21 protein-coding genes are annotated in these 16,906 nt (G+C 50.8%); 17 read left to right on the top strand and 4 right to left on the bottom strand.

Annotation, left to right across the window (positions count from 1 at the left end; genetic code table 11):
- Nucleotides 1-20: 20 nt before the first annotated feature.
- Together ACLIN2_RS06135 and ACLIN2_RS06140 are read left to right on the top strand one after the other, a co-directional pair.
- A complete protein-coding gene (locus tag ACLIN2_RS06135; RefSeq protein WP_411503521.1) occupies nucleotides 21-896 on the top strand; it encodes a MetQ/NlpA family ABC transporter substrate-binding protein in 876 nt (291 codons plus the stop codon).
- A gap of 27 nt (nucleotides 897-923) precedes the next feature.
- On the top strand, nucleotides 924-1,454 hold the full coding sequence (locus tag ACLIN2_RS06140) for a GNAT family N-acetyltransferase (protein ID WP_411503522.1): 531 nt from the start codon (nucleotides 924-926) through the stop codon (nucleotides 1,452-1,454).
- 1 nt (nucleotide 1,455) lies between these two features.
- Here ACLIN2_RS06140 and ACLIN2_RS06145 read toward each other — a convergent pair whose 3' ends face one another.
- Nucleotides 1,456-1,941, bottom strand: coding sequence for a MarR family transcriptional regulator (locus tag ACLIN2_RS06145; RefSeq protein WP_122923440.1), 486 nt, complete (start codon nucleotides 1,939-1,941; stop codon nucleotides 1,456-1,458).
- Nucleotides 1,942-2,071: 130 nt separating this feature from the next.
- Between ACLIN2_RS06145 and ACLIN2_RS06150 the strand changes: the two genes are divergently transcribed.
- On the top strand, nucleotides 2,072-2,584 hold the full coding sequence (locus tag ACLIN2_RS06150; RefSeq protein WP_281274559.1) for a DUF1572 family protein: 513 nt from the start codon (nucleotides 2,072-2,074) through the stop codon (nucleotides 2,582-2,584).
- A gap of 81 nt (nucleotides 2,585-2,665) precedes the next feature.
- Here the strand turns inward: ACLIN2_RS06150 and ACLIN2_RS06155 are convergent, their stop codons facing one another.
- Nucleotides 2,666-3,166 (bottom strand): GNAT family N-acetyltransferase, encoded by a 501-nt coding sequence (locus ACLIN2_RS06155; RefSeq protein ID WP_411503523.1) that lies wholly within the window; start codon nucleotides 3,164-3,166, stop codon nucleotides 2,666-2,668.
- A gap of 166 nt (nucleotides 3,167-3,332) precedes the next feature.
- On the opposite strand from ACLIN2_RS06155, the gene ACLIN2_RS06160 reads away from it, so the two are divergent.
- The 5 genes from ACLIN2_RS06160 (at nucleotide 3,333) to ACLIN2_RS06180 (ending at nucleotide 6,433) form a co-directional block, all read left to right on the top strand.
- Nucleotides 3,333-3,659: a PadR family transcriptional regulator gene (locus tag ACLIN2_RS06160; RefSeq protein WP_122923437.1), complete on the top strand. Its 327-nt coding sequence runs from the start codon at nucleotides 3,333-3,335 to the stop codon at nucleotides 3,657-3,659.
- 47 nt (nucleotides 3,660-3,706) lie between these two features.
- The gene (locus ACLIN2_RS06165; RefSeq protein ID WP_411503524.1) at nucleotides 3,707-4,000 is read left to right on the top strand and encodes a hypothetical protein; all 294 of its coding nucleotides are present in this window, start codon (nucleotides 3,707-3,709) and stop codon (nucleotides 3,998-4,000) included.
- Between the two features lie 106 nt (nucleotides 4,001-4,106).
- Nucleotides 4,107-4,295, top strand: coding sequence for a VanZ family protein (locus ACLIN2_RS06170; protein WP_122923435.1), 189 nt, complete (start codon nucleotides 4,107-4,109; stop codon nucleotides 4,293-4,295).
- Nucleotides 4,296-4,397: 102 nt separating this feature from the next.
- Nucleotides 4,398-4,769 (top strand): hypothetical protein, encoded by a 372-nt coding sequence (locus ACLIN2_RS06175; protein WP_411503525.1) that lies wholly within the window; start codon nucleotides 4,398-4,400, stop codon nucleotides 4,767-4,769.
- Complete coding sequence (locus tag ACLIN2_RS06180; RefSeq protein ID WP_411503526.1) at nucleotides 4,685-6,433, top strand: glycoside hydrolase; 1,749 nt, start codon at nucleotides 4,685-4,687, stop codon at nucleotides 6,431-6,433. Before ACLIN2_RS06175 ends, ACLIN2_RS06180 begins: the two co-directional genes overlap by 85 nt.
- A gap of 50 nt (nucleotides 6,434-6,483) precedes the next feature.
- Here the strand turns inward: ACLIN2_RS06180 and ACLIN2_RS06185 are convergent, their stop codons facing one another.
- Nucleotides 6,484-7,410: a LysR family transcriptional regulator gene (locus ACLIN2_RS06185; RefSeq protein WP_328210063.1), complete on the bottom strand. Its 927-nt coding sequence runs from the start codon at nucleotides 7,408-7,410 to the stop codon at nucleotides 6,484-6,486.
- A 138-nt stretch (nucleotides 7,411-7,548) separates the two neighbouring features.
- On the opposite strand from ACLIN2_RS06185, the gene ACLIN2_RS06190 reads away from it, so the two are divergent.
- From ACLIN2_RS06190 to ACLIN2_RS06215, 6 genes are all read left to right on the top strand, one after another.
- Nucleotides 7,549-8,304, top strand: a complete 756-nt coding sequence (locus ACLIN2_RS06190) for an SDR family NAD(P)-dependent oxidoreductase (protein WP_411503527.1) — start codon at nucleotides 7,549-7,551, stop codon at nucleotides 8,302-8,304.
- Nucleotides 8,305-8,343: 39 nt separating this feature from the next.
- The gene (locus ACLIN2_RS06195) at nucleotides 8,344-9,087 is read left to right on the top strand and encodes an SDR family NAD(P)-dependent oxidoreductase (RefSeq protein ID WP_411503528.1); all 744 of its coding nucleotides are present in this window, start codon (nucleotides 8,344-8,346) and stop codon (nucleotides 9,085-9,087) included.
- A 280-nt stretch (nucleotides 9,088-9,367) separates the two neighbouring features.
- Nucleotides 9,368-10,819, top strand: coding sequence for an FAD-dependent oxidoreductase (locus ACLIN2_RS06200; protein ID WP_411503529.1), 1,452 nt, complete (start codon nucleotides 9,368-9,370; stop codon nucleotides 10,817-10,819).
- A gap of 8 nt (nucleotides 10,820-10,827) precedes the next feature.
- Nucleotides 10,828-11,430: a TetR/AcrR family transcriptional regulator gene (locus tag ACLIN2_RS06205; RefSeq protein WP_092266462.1), complete on the top strand. Its 603-nt coding sequence runs from the start codon at nucleotides 10,828-10,830 to the stop codon at nucleotides 11,428-11,430.
- A complete protein-coding gene (locus tag ACLIN2_RS06210) occupies nucleotides 11,427-12,377 on the top strand; it encodes a helix-turn-helix transcriptional regulator (RefSeq protein WP_411503530.1) in 951 nt (316 codons plus the stop codon). Before ACLIN2_RS06205 ends, ACLIN2_RS06210 begins: the two co-directional genes overlap by 4 nt.
- A gap of 61 nt (nucleotides 12,378-12,438) precedes the next feature.
- Nucleotides 12,439-12,972, top strand: a complete 534-nt coding sequence (locus ACLIN2_RS06215; RefSeq protein ID WP_411503531.1) for a DinB family protein — start codon at nucleotides 12,439-12,441, stop codon at nucleotides 12,970-12,972.
- Between the two features lie 38 nt (nucleotides 12,973-13,010).
- Here ACLIN2_RS06215 and ACLIN2_RS06220 read toward each other — a convergent pair whose 3' ends face one another.
- Nucleotides 13,011-13,892 carry a TetR/AcrR family transcriptional regulator gene (locus ACLIN2_RS06220; protein WP_328210067.1) on the bottom strand — a complete coding sequence of 294 codons (882 nt, stop codon included), beginning with the start codon at nucleotides 13,890-13,892 and terminating at the stop codon, nucleotides 13,011-13,013.
- A gap of 127 nt (nucleotides 13,893-14,019) precedes the next feature.
- Between ACLIN2_RS06220 and ACLIN2_RS06225 the strand changes: the two genes are divergently transcribed.
- The 3 genes from ACLIN2_RS06225 to ACLIN2_RS06235 all read left to right on the top strand — a co-directional run bounded on the left by ACLIN2_RS06225 (nucleotide 14,020) and on the right by ACLIN2_RS06235 (nucleotide 16,896).
- Nucleotides 14,020-14,763, top strand: coding sequence for an MBL fold metallo-hydrolase (locus ACLIN2_RS06225; RefSeq protein ID WP_411503532.1), 744 nt, complete (start codon nucleotides 14,020-14,022; stop codon nucleotides 14,761-14,763).
- A 1-nt stretch (nucleotide 14,764) separates the two neighbouring features.
- Entirely contained in the window at nucleotides 14,765-15,862 is a 1,098-nt protein-coding gene (locus ACLIN2_RS06230) for an AbrB family transcriptional regulator (RefSeq protein WP_327930582.1), read from the top strand.
- A gap of 221 nt (nucleotides 15,863-16,083) precedes the next feature.
- Nucleotides 16,084-16,896, top strand: coding sequence for a MetQ/NlpA family ABC transporter substrate-binding protein (locus ACLIN2_RS06235; RefSeq protein WP_092266456.1), 813 nt, complete (start codon nucleotides 16,084-16,086; stop codon nucleotides 16,894-16,896).
- The last annotated feature ends 10 nt before the right edge of the window (nucleotides 16,897-16,906 follow it).

Below are 16,906 nucleotides of genomic sequence, written 5' to 3' on the forward strand. Positions count from 1 at the left end.
AGATCTGATAAGGGAGTGGCATGGGCATGAAGAAAGGTTTGGTCGTCGTTTTCAGCTTGCTAGTGGGGGTTAGTGTGATGCTGGCTGGCTGCGGTTCTGACGCAAGCAATCAGGCATCTGGTGGGGGAGCCGCTCAGGCAAGCCCCAGCGCAGGGCAAACAGTGGAGGCTCCAAAAGAGGTTACGCTGAAGGTAGGAGCGGCCCCTGTGCCACATGCTGAGATTTTGGAGTTTATCAAGCCGAAGCTGAAGGAAGAAGGAGTCAATCTGGAGGTCGTGATTCTCGATGATGAAGGGCAGCTGAACCCGGCGTTAAAGGATAACCAGATCGACGCCAACTTCTTCCAGCACGTCCCCTATCTGGACTCGGTTCGCGGGGAAAAAGGGTTTGATTTTGCCGTTACGACCAAGGTACATGTAGAGCCAATCGGATTTTACTCCGATAAGCTGAAATCTGCCGGCGAAATCAAGGAAGGCGCGAAGATCGGCATACCGAACAACCCTTCCAACGAGTTTCGAGCGCTGACCCTCTTGCAGGAGCAAGGGCTGATCAAGCTCAAGGATGGGCTGACGACATATGAGGCTACCCCAAAAGACATCGCGGAAAATCCGAAGAAGCTGGAGTTTATCGAGGCAGAGGCAGCTACCTTGCCGCGTGCACTCCCCGATCTGGACGGAGCGGTTATCAATACGAATGTCGTACTCGAAGCGAAAATCGATCCAAACAGCGCTTTGTTCCGGGAAGGGGCTAACTCTCCTTACGCAAACGTGATCGTCGTACGCAAAGGTGACGAGAATCGTGAGGAAATCAAGAAGCTGGACGCTGCCCTGACGACCCCTGAGGTGAAAAAATTCATCGAAGACAAATACGGTGTTGCAGTAGTGCCTGCCTTTTAACGTAGGGAAACCAGGAGGGCGATCGACATGAGAGGAATTCACTCCATCACGATACAGGACGCAGAAGGGAGGGACCGTGAATCGCTCGAGAAACATCTGATCGAGGCCTATCAGCAGTATGAACAGAAGCTGTCGGCGAAAAGATGGGAGCTTTACAAGGAAGAGATGAGGAAGTCTGCAGCAGGAGAGCGCACGTTTGCTTTTCTCGTGGCGCGCAAGGAGACAGAGATCGTAGGCAGCGTGCAGCTGTTCGCGTCTTCAGAGGCAGCCTATGGCAAGCCCGAGCTTGCGATTCATTCCCCGATTATCCGGTTTCTTGCCGTATCGCCGCAAGCGAGAGGGCAGGGAATTGCCGTTCAGCTCATCCGCGAAAGTATCCGGCGATGCTTGGCCATCGGTGCCTCCACGCTGCATTTGCACACGACCGACATGATGGAAGCGGCCGTGAAGCTCTATGAAAGGCTCGGTTTTGAACGAGCCGTAGAGAAAGACTTTTTTAACGGGGAAGCGACTGTAAAAAGCTATCGCTTGTGGCTGGACCAGGCAGACAGGATCTAGCTTAGGTATCTGCTTCCAGGATGCGGCTGCCTTCGCGCAGGATATCATCTAGAAAGTGAATAATGCCAGAAAGCTCTGCTTCACTGTAGCCTTGGAACAGATTCAAAAAGTGATTGCGTTTGTTCTGGTTATCACGGCGGTGCAGGTCCCAAAGCTTCTGGCCAGTCGGCGTCAGCTGAAAGAAAACCTCTTTTTGGTTGGAGGGCAGCTGGGTTTTCACGACCAAGCCTTTTCGCTCTAAGCGGGCGGTAATTTTGGAAATGGCGCCCCGGGTCATGTTCATCTGCTTGGAAATGCCGATCACATTCAGGTTGGGGTCACTGCCTATGTAATCGAGAACGTGAATTTCAGCGAGAGAGATTGGTTCGCTGATCAACGCGAGCTCGATAATCTCCTTTTGGATGTACTGCTGCTTTTTCTTGGCGATCTCGTCCTGCTGGTAGATAAATAGCTTGAGCTTGTCCAAGATTTCTTCCGGCATGGTCATCTGCAATCTCCTCCTGTTCACTCTTATGTTACTACAGGATGCCGGATGAGAATAAAGTTTTATCCTGCATGATAGCCAAATGGTATAATAAGGGAACAAACATTTGGTGAAGGTGATGATAGGAATGGATATGCACTCGAACTTAGCAGATAGTCTGATTTCGAAGTTTGTTCTCCTCAAAAGCCGGAGTGTTGCAGTCGTGAGTCAATTATCCGAGGAAGACATCCTCTGGTCACCCAACGAAGAGAGCAACAGCATCGCGAATCTCGCCTTACACATTCGGGAGACCGTCCGCCATCGCGTTGAAGCCATCTTTTTTGGCCCACAAGAAATTCGCGACAGGGACAAGGAATTTCACTCGTCGCTGGTGGTAAGCAAGGATGAAGCTATTGCTGCATTCGAGCAATCCTTTGACATTCTCATTCAAGTCGTGAAAGGAATGTCAGAGGAAGACTTTCTCAAGCAGCCTTACATGGATAATCCGCCAGCACAAAGTGCAATGAACAAAGAAGCCACTGTCCTGGACATCTGTCTGCAGATGCTTGCTCATTTGTCTGAACATGCGGGGCAAATCTTCTATATTGCCAAGGCTCGATTAAACGATCAGTATGTCACGACAACGTTCCCTAAGAAAAAAGAATGAGAAGATAAAAACAGGACAATGGATTCCAACCCAAAAAGCCGTCGAGGTTCTTGCTCGGCGGCTTTTGCATTTTTTGACACTCTAGCGAACAGGCATGACGAGTACATGTTGTGGGCCAATTGCACCCATTCTCGTACGTCCCTCATCCAGAAAGCCTGTTTTCAAGTAGACCTGACGAGCAGCGAGATTTCGCATGTTCACAGCGAGCACGATCTCTTCTACCTGAGGGAAGCTCTGTTGGACAAAATCCTTTAGCTGCAAGAGGGCTTGCTTGGCATACCCTTTTCCCTGGTCGGCATTGTTAACCGAAAAGGAGCGCAGGAGGAGGGCTGTCTCATTGTCTGTGTATTCGATACGGGTCTCGCTATTGTGCAAAATGAAAAAACCTACTGGCCGGGAATCTGCCAGAATGACGATCGGATACTGCTGCTCGTCTTGGATGGCAGGCTCGAGCACGTCAGTGGGCATGCCAGTGAACTGCATTTGCTCCTGTGGCAAGTCAAAAGAGTACAGGATATCTTTATGGTCAGGGTGATAAAAAGCAAGCTGAACGGTTTGAGCGAGGTTCGTTTGAGCTGCCATACATGCGCCTCCTGGAGAATAATCTGTTCTTTTATTGTACGAACATTTGTTCTTTTTGTCAATATTCGTAAACAGACAGGAAGCATATATTACCGGTTTCAAAGTACCTTGTATTACGATGTATGCTGTGGTACTCTCTATTCATGTCACGGAAGGAGTTGTTACTGTGAACAAGGAGCTTTTAAAAGGGAGCATCGATCTGTTGCTGCTCTCGCTGATTGCCCAGAAGGATCAATACGGCTACGAGCTGGCCCGGTTGATTCGCGTAAAGAGCAACGAAGTCTACGAGATCGGCGAAGGGACCTTGTACCCTGCGCTGAAGAGGCTGGAAACGCTGAAGGCAGTCGAGTCCTACTGGGGAGAAGCAAACGAGGGAGGACGACGCAAGTACTACCGCATTACCAAGCAGGGACGTGGAATCTTGCAGGAAAAAATGAAAGACTGGCAGACACTGAGCCACTTGGTCGCGCTCTGTCATGAGGGAAGTGAATAAGCGATGAAATTGGAAGAGTATGCAGAACAAGTGGTCAGCAAGCTGTTTTGCAGCCGTCAGCTTTCGGAGTCTATGCCGCTCGTGGACAAGTACATACGCAGATGGCTGCTGGGAAGCAGCGCATGCTGGAGTACGGTGTTCCTCAATACACCCACATCTTTCAAAATACGAAGCCGCTTCATACGTTAAAGGATTACTTTTTTCACACGGAGAGCATCGGTTTGTCCAACATGCTGTACAACTTGCTTGGGAATGTAGGGCTGTTTCTGCCGTTGGGGATACTCGTGCCGATCTTGTTCTCCTCCTTTCAAAGCATCCATCGGGTGTTTTTTACCGTATAAGAATTTATAAGCGTACTGCTTATGAATTCTGGAGCGCATGAAAACTTTCCACTAAAACGCGGTCGCTCCTCCTTGAGGTGGCCTCGATAGAGGTTTTCTTACGGCAATGGCAGCTAGTCTCTCGATCGAGTTTTTGCAGTTTTGGTTTGCCTTGGGCAGCTTTGATGTCGATGATTTGCTGCTAAACATAATAGGTGCTTTACTCGGATATCTTCTGTTCCGCTCAGCCGAGTGGTTCGTAGACAGGCAAAAGAAAAAGCGGTTCCCCGAGGCAGGTCTGTCACTAGAGGACTAAAAAGCGGTCGCGCAGGAGGAGATAAGCTCATCTGTGGCGGACGTCTTGCGCCTAGTACCTCGTAATACGATTTAAGTAGTAATACGATATATGGAGGATAACATGAAAAAACTAGCAGCCATTTTCCTAGCGCTGGCGATGATTACGGGATGCGAGCAGGGAGTGTCGGTAAAAGAGAGCGTGTCCGAGCCGTTGCCCAAACGAAAGGTGTCCAATTTACAAAAAGACGAACATCGGGTGAGCTGGACGTACCCGGATGATCAGATGAAGATCGCCATCGAGCAGAAGGGGGATTACCTGCAGGTTCAGCTGGAGTCTACCGGAGCAGAGAGCTTTACATGGCCGACAGTAAGTGGGACGAGCTACATGCTTCCGCTGGGAGAGGGGAAGTGGATCCCGCCATCTCCCTGTCCTTTACGCACGAGTTTCCTACTGTCAATCCAAAGAAGAGCTACAGCTTTCGTCTGTACGTGACCGACAACGATCCGGTAAGTATCGCGGAAGTGTACAAAAACTACGTGAAGGAGAAGGGCGAATACAAGGCGCTGGCGGAAAAAGCTGCGGCCAATCCGAACGTAGAAAAGCTGTACGGCGCGCCGCACTTCTACCTGTGGAACAAATCCTTTTTAGGGGAAGACGACCTCAAATGGGGGCAGCTGAAAAATCGGGTACAGGGAGCATTCCTCGACTGGATGACGGAGCTGCTGCAACAAAACGGCGAAGACGGAAAAGAGAGTATCCAGCAATTCCAGGATATCCAAAAGCAGGATTACGTCGATGCCTATCAAAAGAAAGCTCTCTTGAACGGCTTCAACTACGTCCTGCGTTCCCGAGACTTTTACAGCCCGCAGATCTTTCCCCGGCTGGACGAGCAAGCGAAGGCGCTGGTTGCCAAAGGGGTCGCGCAGTTGAACGAGCCAGAGCTGTACGAGGTAAACAAGCGCTTGCTGAAAAGTGTGTTACAAGAGACGGCCACAGAGGTCGAGCAATGGGGCGCGACCGATTCAACGAAGCTTTTGAATAAGCTGCAGGGAGCGGGGATTTCGCATGCGTGGATCGGGCTTGCTGATTGGACGGCAGCTTACATGAAGCCCGAGTTTGTGAAACAAGCGGGTGAAATGGGCTATTTGATCGCCAGCTACGATTCGTACCATTCCATTCACAAGGAGGAAAACCAGGACTGGAACACCGCCATTTTCCCAGATAAAACCTTGTATGAGAACGCCACCATCACCAAGAAAAACGGCGAGAAAAAAGCGGGCTTTCTCGGGGAGGGGAGACTGCTCAACCCGACGTTGTCTCTCCCCAGCGTAAAAGCGCGCATGGATGAAATCATGGGTACAGGTGTGGCTTTCAATTCCTGGTTTATTGATGTGGACGCAGCCGGAGATTTTAACGATGACTACACCCCTGGACGCACCACGACACAAGAGCAGGATATGCAGGCAAAGCTGGCGCGGATGGACTATATTCGCGACGAAAAGCAGCTGGTCATCGGCTCGGAGACGGGGAATGACTTTGCGAGCCAGACGATCGCCTTTGCCCACGGAATCGAGACGCCAGTGATCAAATGGGCAGATCCGGATATGCGGGAAAACAAAACGAGCCCGTACTATGTAGGAGGCTACTGGTCGCCAGCAGGAGAAATTCCACAGCGCTACAGCAAGCAGGTCCCGATCAAAGAGGTGTACCGTCATGTTTACATCGATCCGGCCTATTCGCTGCCACTGTTCAAGCTGGTCTACAACGACTCGGTGATTACAACGCATCACTGGGAGTGGGACAGCTTGAAAATCAAAGGCGAGGTCGGAACGAGAATGCTGAGCGAGCTGCTCTACAATGTGCCGCCGCTCTATCATATCGATGATAAGGCGTGGGAGGCGAACAAGGAGCTGATCACCACTCATCTGAGCGTCTGGTCCCCTTTGCATCAAAAAGCGGTTCAGCGCGCTATGACGGACTTTGCGATTTTAACGGAGGACCGGCTGGTACAGCGAACATCTTTTGGAGCGGACCTGCAGGTGATCGCCAACTTCTCGGCAAGCGATTTTTCATATGAGAATCAGATCGTGAAAGCTCACTCCGCGCTTGTCATCGACGGGAAGGAAACAGCGACCTTTGCTGCACCGAATCAATAAGGCATGTTTTGACAAAAAGGCAGTGCTGCTCGTGATGAGCGACACTGCCTTTACTCTCTAGCGAGAAAAAGCTCGTGATAGTTTCGCAGGTCGTATTTCAATCGTTGGGTAAACCCTCTGGCGACCCGGGCAAAATGCCTCTCCTCCGACTGTACCCAGCCCAGATAGATAGGCTGCTGCTTGGGGATGTCGATGTGGAGAGCGACAAAGTCCTCGCGAAGGTTGTTTGGCTCATTAATAAAGGAGTAGTCCAAGCCTATGGTGACGGCCATTTCCTCTCGTACGGCACTGCGGATCGCATCCGTATTATTCGTGGTGAACAGGATGTCGATGGGGCCGTATCTCACGGCAAAATCGTCGACAAACCTTTTCACGTACTCGTCATTGTACAGGACAAACGGATACGGGAGCAGCTCTTCCGGTGTCACGGATTGCTTTAGGGCAAGCGGGGATTTTCTGCTGACACCCACGACCATTTTTCCTTCCAGGAGGTGTTCGAACACCAAGCCGGCATTTTTTTGTACCAGGCTCTCGGAAACGATGAGCAAACCGATGTCGATTTTATCGTGGCGAATATCTTCCAGTATTTCCTGAGAGCCCTTTTCGGCGATTTCCGGTCGGATTTGGGGATAATCCTTTTTGAAGCGCGCGACCGCATTTACCAGCAAGTTCATTGGCCCCGGGATGGTCGCAAGCCGCAGATTGCCTACCATCGTGTTGGCATAGCCCTGCGCTTCCTCCTGGATTTCCTGCAGTTTTTTCTGGATTTCAAACGCCTTTTGAATGATGCTGAGACCCTCAGCTGTCGGAGCGGCCCCCATGCGCGAGCGAGTGAACAACGTAATCCCGAGCTCTGCCTCCAAGCTGGACAAGGATTGACTGATAGCGGAAAGCGTCACATGCCGGGATTGGGAGGCCTTGGTCAAAGACCCGGATTTTGCGATTTCGATAATCGATTCGAGCTGCTCCAGGTTCATAAACAGTCACCTCGTTACTTAAGTTTCACTAAACTAACGATAAATATCTTTACATATTTTTTAATGAAAAGGAAGTCTATAATGAGGTTGTAAGGAAGATATGATGCAGCAAACCCAAATTGGACGGAGGCGTTTACATTGGCTAGATTGGAAGGAAAAGTAGCGATTATCACAGGCGGAGGAACCGGGATCGGCAAGCATACGGCTCTTCGATTTGCGAGGGAAGGCGCAAAAGTTGTGGTAACCGATATTAATCTGGACAGTGCGAATCAGACTGTAGACGAAATCAAGAATTCGGGTGGTTCCGCACTCGCCATCGCTCATGATGTGAGCAAAGAAGAGCAGTGGCAGCAGGTTGTGGCGCAAGCCGTTGAACAATACCAAAAAGTAGACATCCTGTTTAACAACGCAGGCATTTATATCATTAAACCTTTGGCAGAAATCACGCTGGATGATTGGAACCGACTGATGTCCATCAACGTTACTGGTGTATTCCTAGGCATGAAGCACGTAATGCCAGTCATGGCCAAACAAAAAGCAGGCTCCGTGATCAACGCTTCTTCCATCGCAGGTCTGATCGGCGCGCCAGGACATGTATTGTACGGCGCGAGTAAAGGGGCTGTACGCATCATGACCAAGGATGCAGCGATCGAGTATGCACAGCAAGGCGTTCGTGTAAACTCCATTCACCCTGGCTACATCCAGACGGGAATGGTGGAATATGCGGCAGAAACAACCAAGCACTCCACAGCAGAATTGGCAAAAGGCGTGCCTACAGGCCGTCTCGGTACTGTCGAGGACGTATCCAATGTGGTTCTGTTCCTGGCTTCTGACGAGGCAGGTCATGTGACGGGTGCTGAGTTCGTGATTGACGGCGGCGGTACTGCACAATAAAGAAATTCAGGTAACAGGTTAAACGAGGAGGGAAACAAGATGAGATTTGCCAATAAAGTAGCAATCGTCACAGGCGGAGCAAGCGGAATCGGGGAAACGACTGTCCAGCTGTTTGCCAAAGAGGGAGCGAAAGTGGTTATTGCCGACTTTTCTTTGCGTGGTCAGGAGCTGGCGGACAAGCTGAATGCAGACGGCTTCGACGCTTTTTTCGTGAAAACGGACGTGACCCATGAAGAAGAGGTCAAGCATATGGTCAGCGCCACTGTCGAGAAATACGGCCGGGTAGACATTCTCTTTGCTAATGCTGGTATTGCGAAGGATGCACCTGCTGCGAAACTGAGCATGGATGACTGGCGCCGTACGATCGATATCAACCTGACAGGGGTATTCCTCTGCGACAAATACGTCATCGAGCAAATGCTCGCACAAGGCGGCGGTGGGGCCATCGTCAACTGCGGCTCTATCCACAGCCACGCAGGAAAAGCGGGAGTGACTGCCTATGCGTCAGCGAAGGGCGGCGTGAAGCTGCTGACCCAGACGCTGGGAATCGACTACGCAAAAGAAGGAATCCGCGTCAACGCTGTATGTCCGGGCTACATCGATACACCGTTGATCGCTGGACGAAATGAAGCGATGAATGACCACCTCGTCAGCCTGCATCCAATGGGGCGACTGGGCAAACCGGAGGAAGTCGCAAAAGCAGTGCTGTTTCTGGCAAGCGACGATGCTTCGTTCATTACAGGGACAAGTCTTCTGGTAGACGGTGGCTATACGGCTCAATAAGAAATCGCCGCAGCAAGATCCGGGTGAAGTGTTCGCCCGGATTTTTTTGTTTTATCGGGGGTTTTATACTCATGCATAAGGGGGAAAGGCCCAATTGCAGCCCAATCTGCAAAAGGGCTTTTTTTCAATTGACAGAATCGAAAAAAAGAAGTAATTTACAATTGACTGATTAAGTCAATCAAAAACAACCCTCACTCCTGCTTTGGATTCTTCCTTACATGTTTTTTATTGACTGATTTAGTCAATCTATATCATGAAGTTATCAAAAGGAGCGATTTCAATGGACGAAATGGAAAAGGCAGGAAAGGCAATTGTTATTGGAGGGAGCATCGCCGGTTTATTGGCGGCGCGAGTGCTGTCCGATTACTATACCGAGGTGCTGATCCTGGATAAGGATGAGCTTCCGACAGAGCCACAGGAGCGCTTAGGCACTCCCCATGCTTTTCACCCCCATCGGTTTACCGCACGTGGTAAGATGATAACAGAACGCTTCTTTCCAGGTTTTGAGAACGACCTCGTTGCAAACGGCGCTCCATCGTCCTTCAACAAAACCGTATGTAACAGCAATCAATATGGCAGCATTACGGGTCCTTACCAGCGAAACGATATCAAGTTCAGTAGGGCCAATCTGGAGTCGGTCATTCGCAGGCGCGTGCAAGATATCCCTCACGTCCATGTCCTCGACAGGCAGGATGTCATCGGCCTTCTCCCGTCTCCCGATCATACGGCTGTCACGGGTGTCCTCGTCCGGAATCGCAAAGAACCGGGGCAAGTGACCGAAGCTAGGGCTGACCTGGTAGTAGATACGAGCGGGCGTTTTTCCAAGCTGCCACAGTGGCTTGCGGAAATGGGCTACGAAGTGCCACGTCCCGATGTTCTGAGAGCAAACATCGGGTACAGCACGCAACGCTTTCAAGTACCCCATCATCTTACGTATCTGATCGAGAAATGGGATGTCATCAACATCGCAGGGCAGCCTGCCACTGGTACCTTTACCGGAGTATTTTCCTTTATTGAAAATCAAGTGGCGGAGATGCTTCTCTATCGGCCAGGCGGTAATTACCCTCCGACAGATGAGAAAGGATACAGACAAGCGATCGCGGAGCTGCCCAGCCCCCTGATCGCAGAAATATTGGAAGGGCTAGAACCGTTGACGACCATACGCAGCTACCGTGTCCCTGAGCTGTACCGTCACCGCTATGAGCAGATGACGCGATGGCCATCTGGATTGCTGATTCTCGGCGATGCTTTTTGTATCTTTGATCCGATCTTCGGTCAAGGAATGACGGTAGCCGCCATCGAAGCAGAAAAACTGGACGCTTGCTTGCGGCAGCAGCAGGTGAATCCCCAGCGCGACTTTGAGAAGCAAGTCCTCGTCTGCATGCAGGCTGCCATCGAACCGGCGTGGTGGCTGAACTGCGCAACGGATATCCAGTGGGAGGGTGTCGAGTACGATGGCTCTGATTCTTTGCAGGGCATCACTTTTGTAAGCAGAGTCATGAGTCTTCTGCTTCAGGAGGCTACGGCCAAGCAAAACCTTCCTTGGTATGGCTTGTACTGGGGAGTGAATACGCTGTCGCAATCGCCACGCGACATTTTCAATGCGCAAACCGTGTCAGAGATTCTCGGCACAAGTGACGAGGGAAGGCAGCTGTTGGCAGAGCTGCAACAGACACATCAGGGAATGTCACTGGAAGAAATACTGGACGAAATCATCCCGTTTAAGGAGTGAAATATTCTTTGGCGCCATTAAACGAAGAACAGCTGCATCAAATTCGTGATGAAAGAAGAGAACAAATCATGCGGGCGGCACTCAAGGTGTTTGCCCGCCGCGGGATCATCGGGACCAAAATGAGTATGATTGCGGCAGAGGCGGGTATCAGCCATGGCCTCTTGTACCATTACTTTTCATCCAAGGAAGAGCTGTTTACGACACTGATCGAGGATGCGATGAAGGGAGCAGAAGAGGCTACAAGCGGTGTGTATGATCTGCCGGGAACGCCACTCGAAAAAATACGGGCGCTGTCGATGGAAATGCTCGACGAAAGCGGCACGCCATATTTCATGCTGATCCATCATGCACGGACATCGGACGGTGTGCCGGAAAAAGTGAAGGAGCTCATAGCCCGCCACGATATGCATGCGTTTATCGCGCGGCTTTTGCCTGTATTCCGAGAGGCACAGCAAGCAGGGGAAATCGTAGAAGGCAGCCTGGAAGAGCTCATTTCCTCCTACCTGTCTGTCCTCTCCGGCCTCATGGTGCTGAATGCCCAAGGAATCGAGGGCTATCGCCTGCCTGACGTCGACATGCTGCTTAGATTGATAGCGAGAAGCCGGCCATGAACAAGACGGATCGCCTCCTCGCCATCGTGCTGGAGCTCCAGCGCAAGGGTGTGGTGCGTGCAGAAGATTTGGCTGCCCGCTTTGAAACAAGTGTGAGAACCATTTACCGAGATATGCAGGCACTCAGCGAAGCGAGCGTTCCGATCGTAGGAGAACCGGGAGTGGGCTATTCCTTGATGGAGGGATTTTTCTTGCCACCCGTCAGCTTTACCGTGGAGGAAGCCGTTTCCTTGCTGATAGGAGCGCATTTTGTCGAGCAGAAATTCGATCCGCGCTATCAGGAAAGAGCGAAAAGCTCCCGGAGCAAGATCGAGGCAGTGCTCCCGGAACAAGTCCGCGCAGAAGCGGCCAACATCCTCACGACCATGCGTCTTCTCGCATTTGCCAGTGATACTCCAGCGGGAAAGCAGGAAAAAGAGTGGGTGGAGAAGATCAGGCAGGCATTGCTGGATGCCAAAAAAGTATCCTTTCATTATCGCAAAAGCTTGGCAGAGGAGGACGGAAACAGAGACAGTGTCCGCGTAGTCGCACCGTACGGGCTAGCTCTTGTAGGTGGATCATGGACCATGATCGGGCATTGTGATCTGCGCGACGACCTGCGGCACTTCCGGCTGTCACGGATGAGCCAGCTTGCGATAACAGAAGAGGGGTACCAACGCCCGCTCGATTTCAATCTTCATGCGTACAAACCGATGGATGACCGGAAAACGTACGTGCGTCTGCTTGCCCAAAGTGACATTGCCGAGCGAATCAAGGAATCCAACTATTTTTTCCTCGAAGGGTGGGAGGATTCGTCCGATGGCTTGCTTATCACCTTGCGCGTTCGTCAGACGGAGGAAGTCAAGCAATGGGTATTAGGCTGGGGAGCCCATCTTGAGGTGCTGGAACCGGAAATGTTTCGGAGAGAAATTCGTGAGGAAATCGAAAAAATGATAAAACGCTACTGACATGATGCTGTCAGTAGCGTTTTTGTATGATCAGGCTATCAACCAAAAGGAGTGGGGATAGATGAATACCAAGGAATTGCTGCAACGTTTTCAAGAAAGTACAGCTCGCTACGTCGAAGAGCTGAGTCATTTTACCATGGAGGAGCTCACGACACAGCCAAGCCCAAGCGACTGGTCTATCGGTCAAATGTACGTGCATTTGTACCAGTCCGCCCTATACATGCAACTCGCCAATGTAGAGAAGTGCCGGATTGGATCAGATGTGACGACAGGTGACAAGACTGAAATCGGACAGAAAGTCTTTGCAGGGGGAGAGATTCCTCCGATCCGGGTTCAAGTGCCGCCTTCCCCTGCGTACACCCCTGTCCAACCAGAGAGCAAGGAGCAAATCCTGGAGGGCCTGAATGCCGCAGCAGCTCGCATGCAAGAGGTTGAGCCGCATCTGCACGAGATCTCACTTGCGCATAAAATCGTGCACCCCGGGTTTGGGGCGCTGAATGGTCAGGAATGGTTCCAGCTCGTCGAAATGCATTACCGTCATCATTTCCGCCAGCTGGACCGCTTGAAAAGCGAGCTTCTGCAAAACAAGGCGTGATCAAGCAAAACCACCCATCGAGAGGGTGGTTTTTTGCATTACATAAGCAAGGCAAGCTGGCGCACATCAGGACGAAGCTGGGGAATCGTCTCCAGGTAGGTCATGAACACGTGAATGAGCGTGCGGTTGGGGGCATCTTGTGCCAGCTCTTTCTGCAATAGGGATATGACCTCTAAAAGCTCGTCGCGAGCTGGCGCAGGCATCGACAGATTCTGAATTTTGGCAGCCAAGGCATCCAGAAAGCCAGAGACATTTTGCTGCTGGTGCAGCGGGTCGAGCGGATTGAGATGTTGAAAGTATGTATTGGTCGATTGCAAAATGGGCTTCGCTTCTGAAGCGAGCAAATCGTTTACAACAGCGTCGATTCGCTCCACGATGAACTGGGCCAGCTCCGACATCGGCAGCGCAATTACTTTGCGGACGGTATAGTACAAATACTCGCGCAGGATTCCACGGTAAATGGCAACGACATCCCACACGAAGACTTCGACGGGGCTCCCATAGGTTTCCAATATGCAGTCTCTGTGCAAGGTTAAAAGAGTTGCCCGCTTTTTTTTCCATGCCGCTATAAATTTTTCGTTTTCCTTGATAGGAAGCTCAGTGAATTCAAACATAAAAAAGAAATTCTCCAGCATGTACTGAAGCTGGAACTCTATATTTTGCCTTAGACATTCCTTTGGCGACAAGTGCTCGGCGTGGTTTTTTCGATCCATTTCCCGCGCGTGATCGAACATCGTTTGATGGCAAGCAACGAAGACCTCGGTGAACAAATCCTCTTTGGAGGGAAAGATTTTGTAGATGCTGCCTTTGGCCATTCCGCAGGATTCCGCTATTTCTTGCATGGAAGCGGAAACGTAGCCCTTTTCCTGAAAAACTTCCTTTGCTCTGTGCAGAATCTGCTGTTTTTTTGCTTCTTCCATTGAACTCACCCCTCCGTATTCTGACATGCCAGAAAAGCAAGGTCAATATATGGAATTGACAGTGAAAACTCATGGGTCATATAATGAACTCGTAAGTTTTGTAACGGTGAAGAGGAGGATGGGACTTATGAAAATCGCAGAAGGATTGGAAATGCTGCAATTGACTTTCGAGATCGGGCCGAGAAAACTGGTGATCAATCCTATGGTGGTGTACGACGATCAAACTTGTACCTTGATTGATACGGCCATGCCTGGCTGCTATGACACCATCCAAAGTCTCATCGCGGAAGCGGGCCTGCCTGCAGATGGGCCGCATGCTGTTATTTTGACCCATCAGGATATCGACCATGTGGGGAGTCTGCCGCATTTTTTGGCGGAAGCAAAGCAGCCGCTGGATGTATACGCGCATGCTGACGACAAGTCGTACATCGACGGCGTGCTTCCTTTGATCAAAATGCAGCCGCAGATGCGCGATGGAATTCTGCAATCGCTGCCTGAAAAAGAGCGAAACGAGTTTGTTCAGGCTTTTTCTCCAGAGACAGGGGCCAACGTCAATCATGTCGCAGCTGACGGCGATGTACTGCCGTTTGGCGGAGGCTTGCAGGTGATTCATACCCCAGGTCATACTCCCGGACACATTTGTCTGTACCACCCCGCGAGCAAGACGCTGATTGCAGGAGACGCGCTGGTCGTTGAAAACGGCGAGCTGCAGGGGCCGAATCCACATGCTACTCCTGACATGGAAGAAGCTCTCCGCTCGTTAAAAAGACTCATGGCTCTGCCTATTGAAACAGTTGTCTGCTATCACGGCGGGATCTACAAGGGCGATGTGAAAAAACGGCTCGAGGAAATCGCAGCTGCGGTGAAGTAAGATGAACAGTGAACGCTTTGCTTCCTTTTCCATTACCTTGTTCATCGCGATTGTGGGCGGCTTGGTATTTCAATGGCTGCATCTGCCGATCCCGTGGCTGCTCGGTCCGATGCTGTTCGTGCTGATCGTCTCCAAGCTGTGGAAATCGTTTCGGCCTTATTGGTCCGGTGTAGTTCGAAGTACGGGCATGATCATGATCGGCTACACGATCGGCTTGTCCTTTACGATGGCGGCCCTCCAGCAAATCGGCCAGCAGCTGCCGCTGATGATTTTGCTGACAGCCATGACACTGCTTTGCGCGGCGGGTATCGCCTTCCTGGTTTCCAAATTGTCTGGCACCTCTTTTCCTACTGTCTTGATGGGCAGCATCCCGGGCGGACTGAGTCAGATGATACCGCTCGCCCAAGAGATCAAGGGAGTGGATCTGACGGTTGTTACGTTTCTGCAGGTTTCACGTTTGCTGATGATCATTTTCTTTGTGCCGATGCTTGTATTCAGTCCCTTGTTTGGGTTGGAAGGTATGGGCCAGCACTTGCTTGCCCAAAAGGCAGCGGTGAGTTGGAGTGGACTGTTTCCGAATATCTTCGTCTTTGCGATTGCATGTACGGCAGCTGCCTACGTGGGCAAAAAAATTCACTTTCCATCTGCCATCTTTCTCGGGCCGATGATTGCTACCATCCTGATCAATCTGTCCGGCTTCCATGGTCCGGCACTGCCTTCCGTTCTGCTCAATGCGTGCCAGCTCATGATAGGAGGGTATATCGGCTTGCTGCTGAAGCCGGAAAAGCTGAAGAACAAGCTGCTCATGGCGATCTTGGCCGTTCTCAGCGGCGTATTGTTAATCGGCTGCTCGATGGGCTTGAGCTTTTTGCTGACACAGTTTCATGAGGTGTCCTTCATGACCGCCTTTTTAGGTCTATCTCCAGGAGGGATGGACCAGATGGGGATTATCGCAGCAGAGGTTCACGCTGATTTGTCAGTCGTCATATGCTATCAGCTGTTCCGTACCCTGTTTATCTTTTTGGTGGTGCCGTCTCTGATCAAAGCGATATTCCGGTCAAGGATGAAGAGGAAAGAAATAGAAGCGCCAACAGGTTAAAAGGAGAAAGCAGATGCTGCCGTGCATCTGCTCTTTTTGTCGAAAAAATAAACATAGTAATTGACTAGGATATAAGCTGTATAGTATATTACGTTTTGTAATTATTTGAATAATAATAAAAAGCTGTCTTGGATGGTGCGAGCGTCTAAGGCAAGGGCTTTTTGTAATTATTATTCATAGTAATCATAGTTGTATAATCGGTATATTGGGGGAAAGGCACCATGAAAAAAGCTCTTGGTATTCTAGCATCCGGGCTCCTCGTTCTGGCGCTTACAGCATGCGGGGGCGGCGCGCAGTCAAGCACGGCGATTAACGAGAAGAAGATTGTTGTCGGTGTAACGTCCGGCCTGCATGAACAAATTTTGGAAAAGGTCAAAGAAGTGGCTGCGAAGGATGGCTTGGAAGTAGAACTGAAAGTATTCTCCGATTTCCAAATGCCGAATATCGCGTTGGCTGAAAAAGAAATCGATGCAAACAGCTATCAGACGATTCCGTTCCTGGAAACGTACAAAAAAGAAAAAGGGGCAGACCTGACAGCGGTGGGTCAGACCGTCCTCAATCCAATGGGCATGTACTCCAAAAAGATCAAAAGCCTGGATGAGCTGAAAGCGGGAGATACCATTGGACTCCCGAACGACCCGACGAACAGCCTGCGTGCCCTGCTCCTGTTCCAAAGCGCCGGCTTGATCAAGCTCAAGGATGGAGCGGGGGACGAAGCGACCGTTCTCGATATCGCCGAAAACCCACGCGAGCTGAAATTCGTTGAACTGGACGCCGCACAGATCGCCAAGCAGCTGGATGATGTAACGGCAGCGGCTATCAATACGAGCTATGCGATCAAGAACAACCTGAACCCAGGGAAAGACGCGATCTTCCTGGAGCAAAAGGACTCCAAGCACCACAATGTCATCGTCGTTCGCACGGAAAACAAAGACGACGTCGCTGTACAAAAGCTGGTGAAGGCGTACCAAACAGACGAAGTGAAAAAATTTGTGGAGGATACCTTTGAGGGCTCCGTTATCCCTGTCTGGTAATATCACCCGG

Source organism: Brevibacillus centrosporus, from assembly GCF_046622605.1.
Classification (GTDB): Bacteria; Bacillota; Bacilli; order Brevibacillales; family Brevibacillaceae; genus Brevibacillus; species Brevibacillus centrosporus.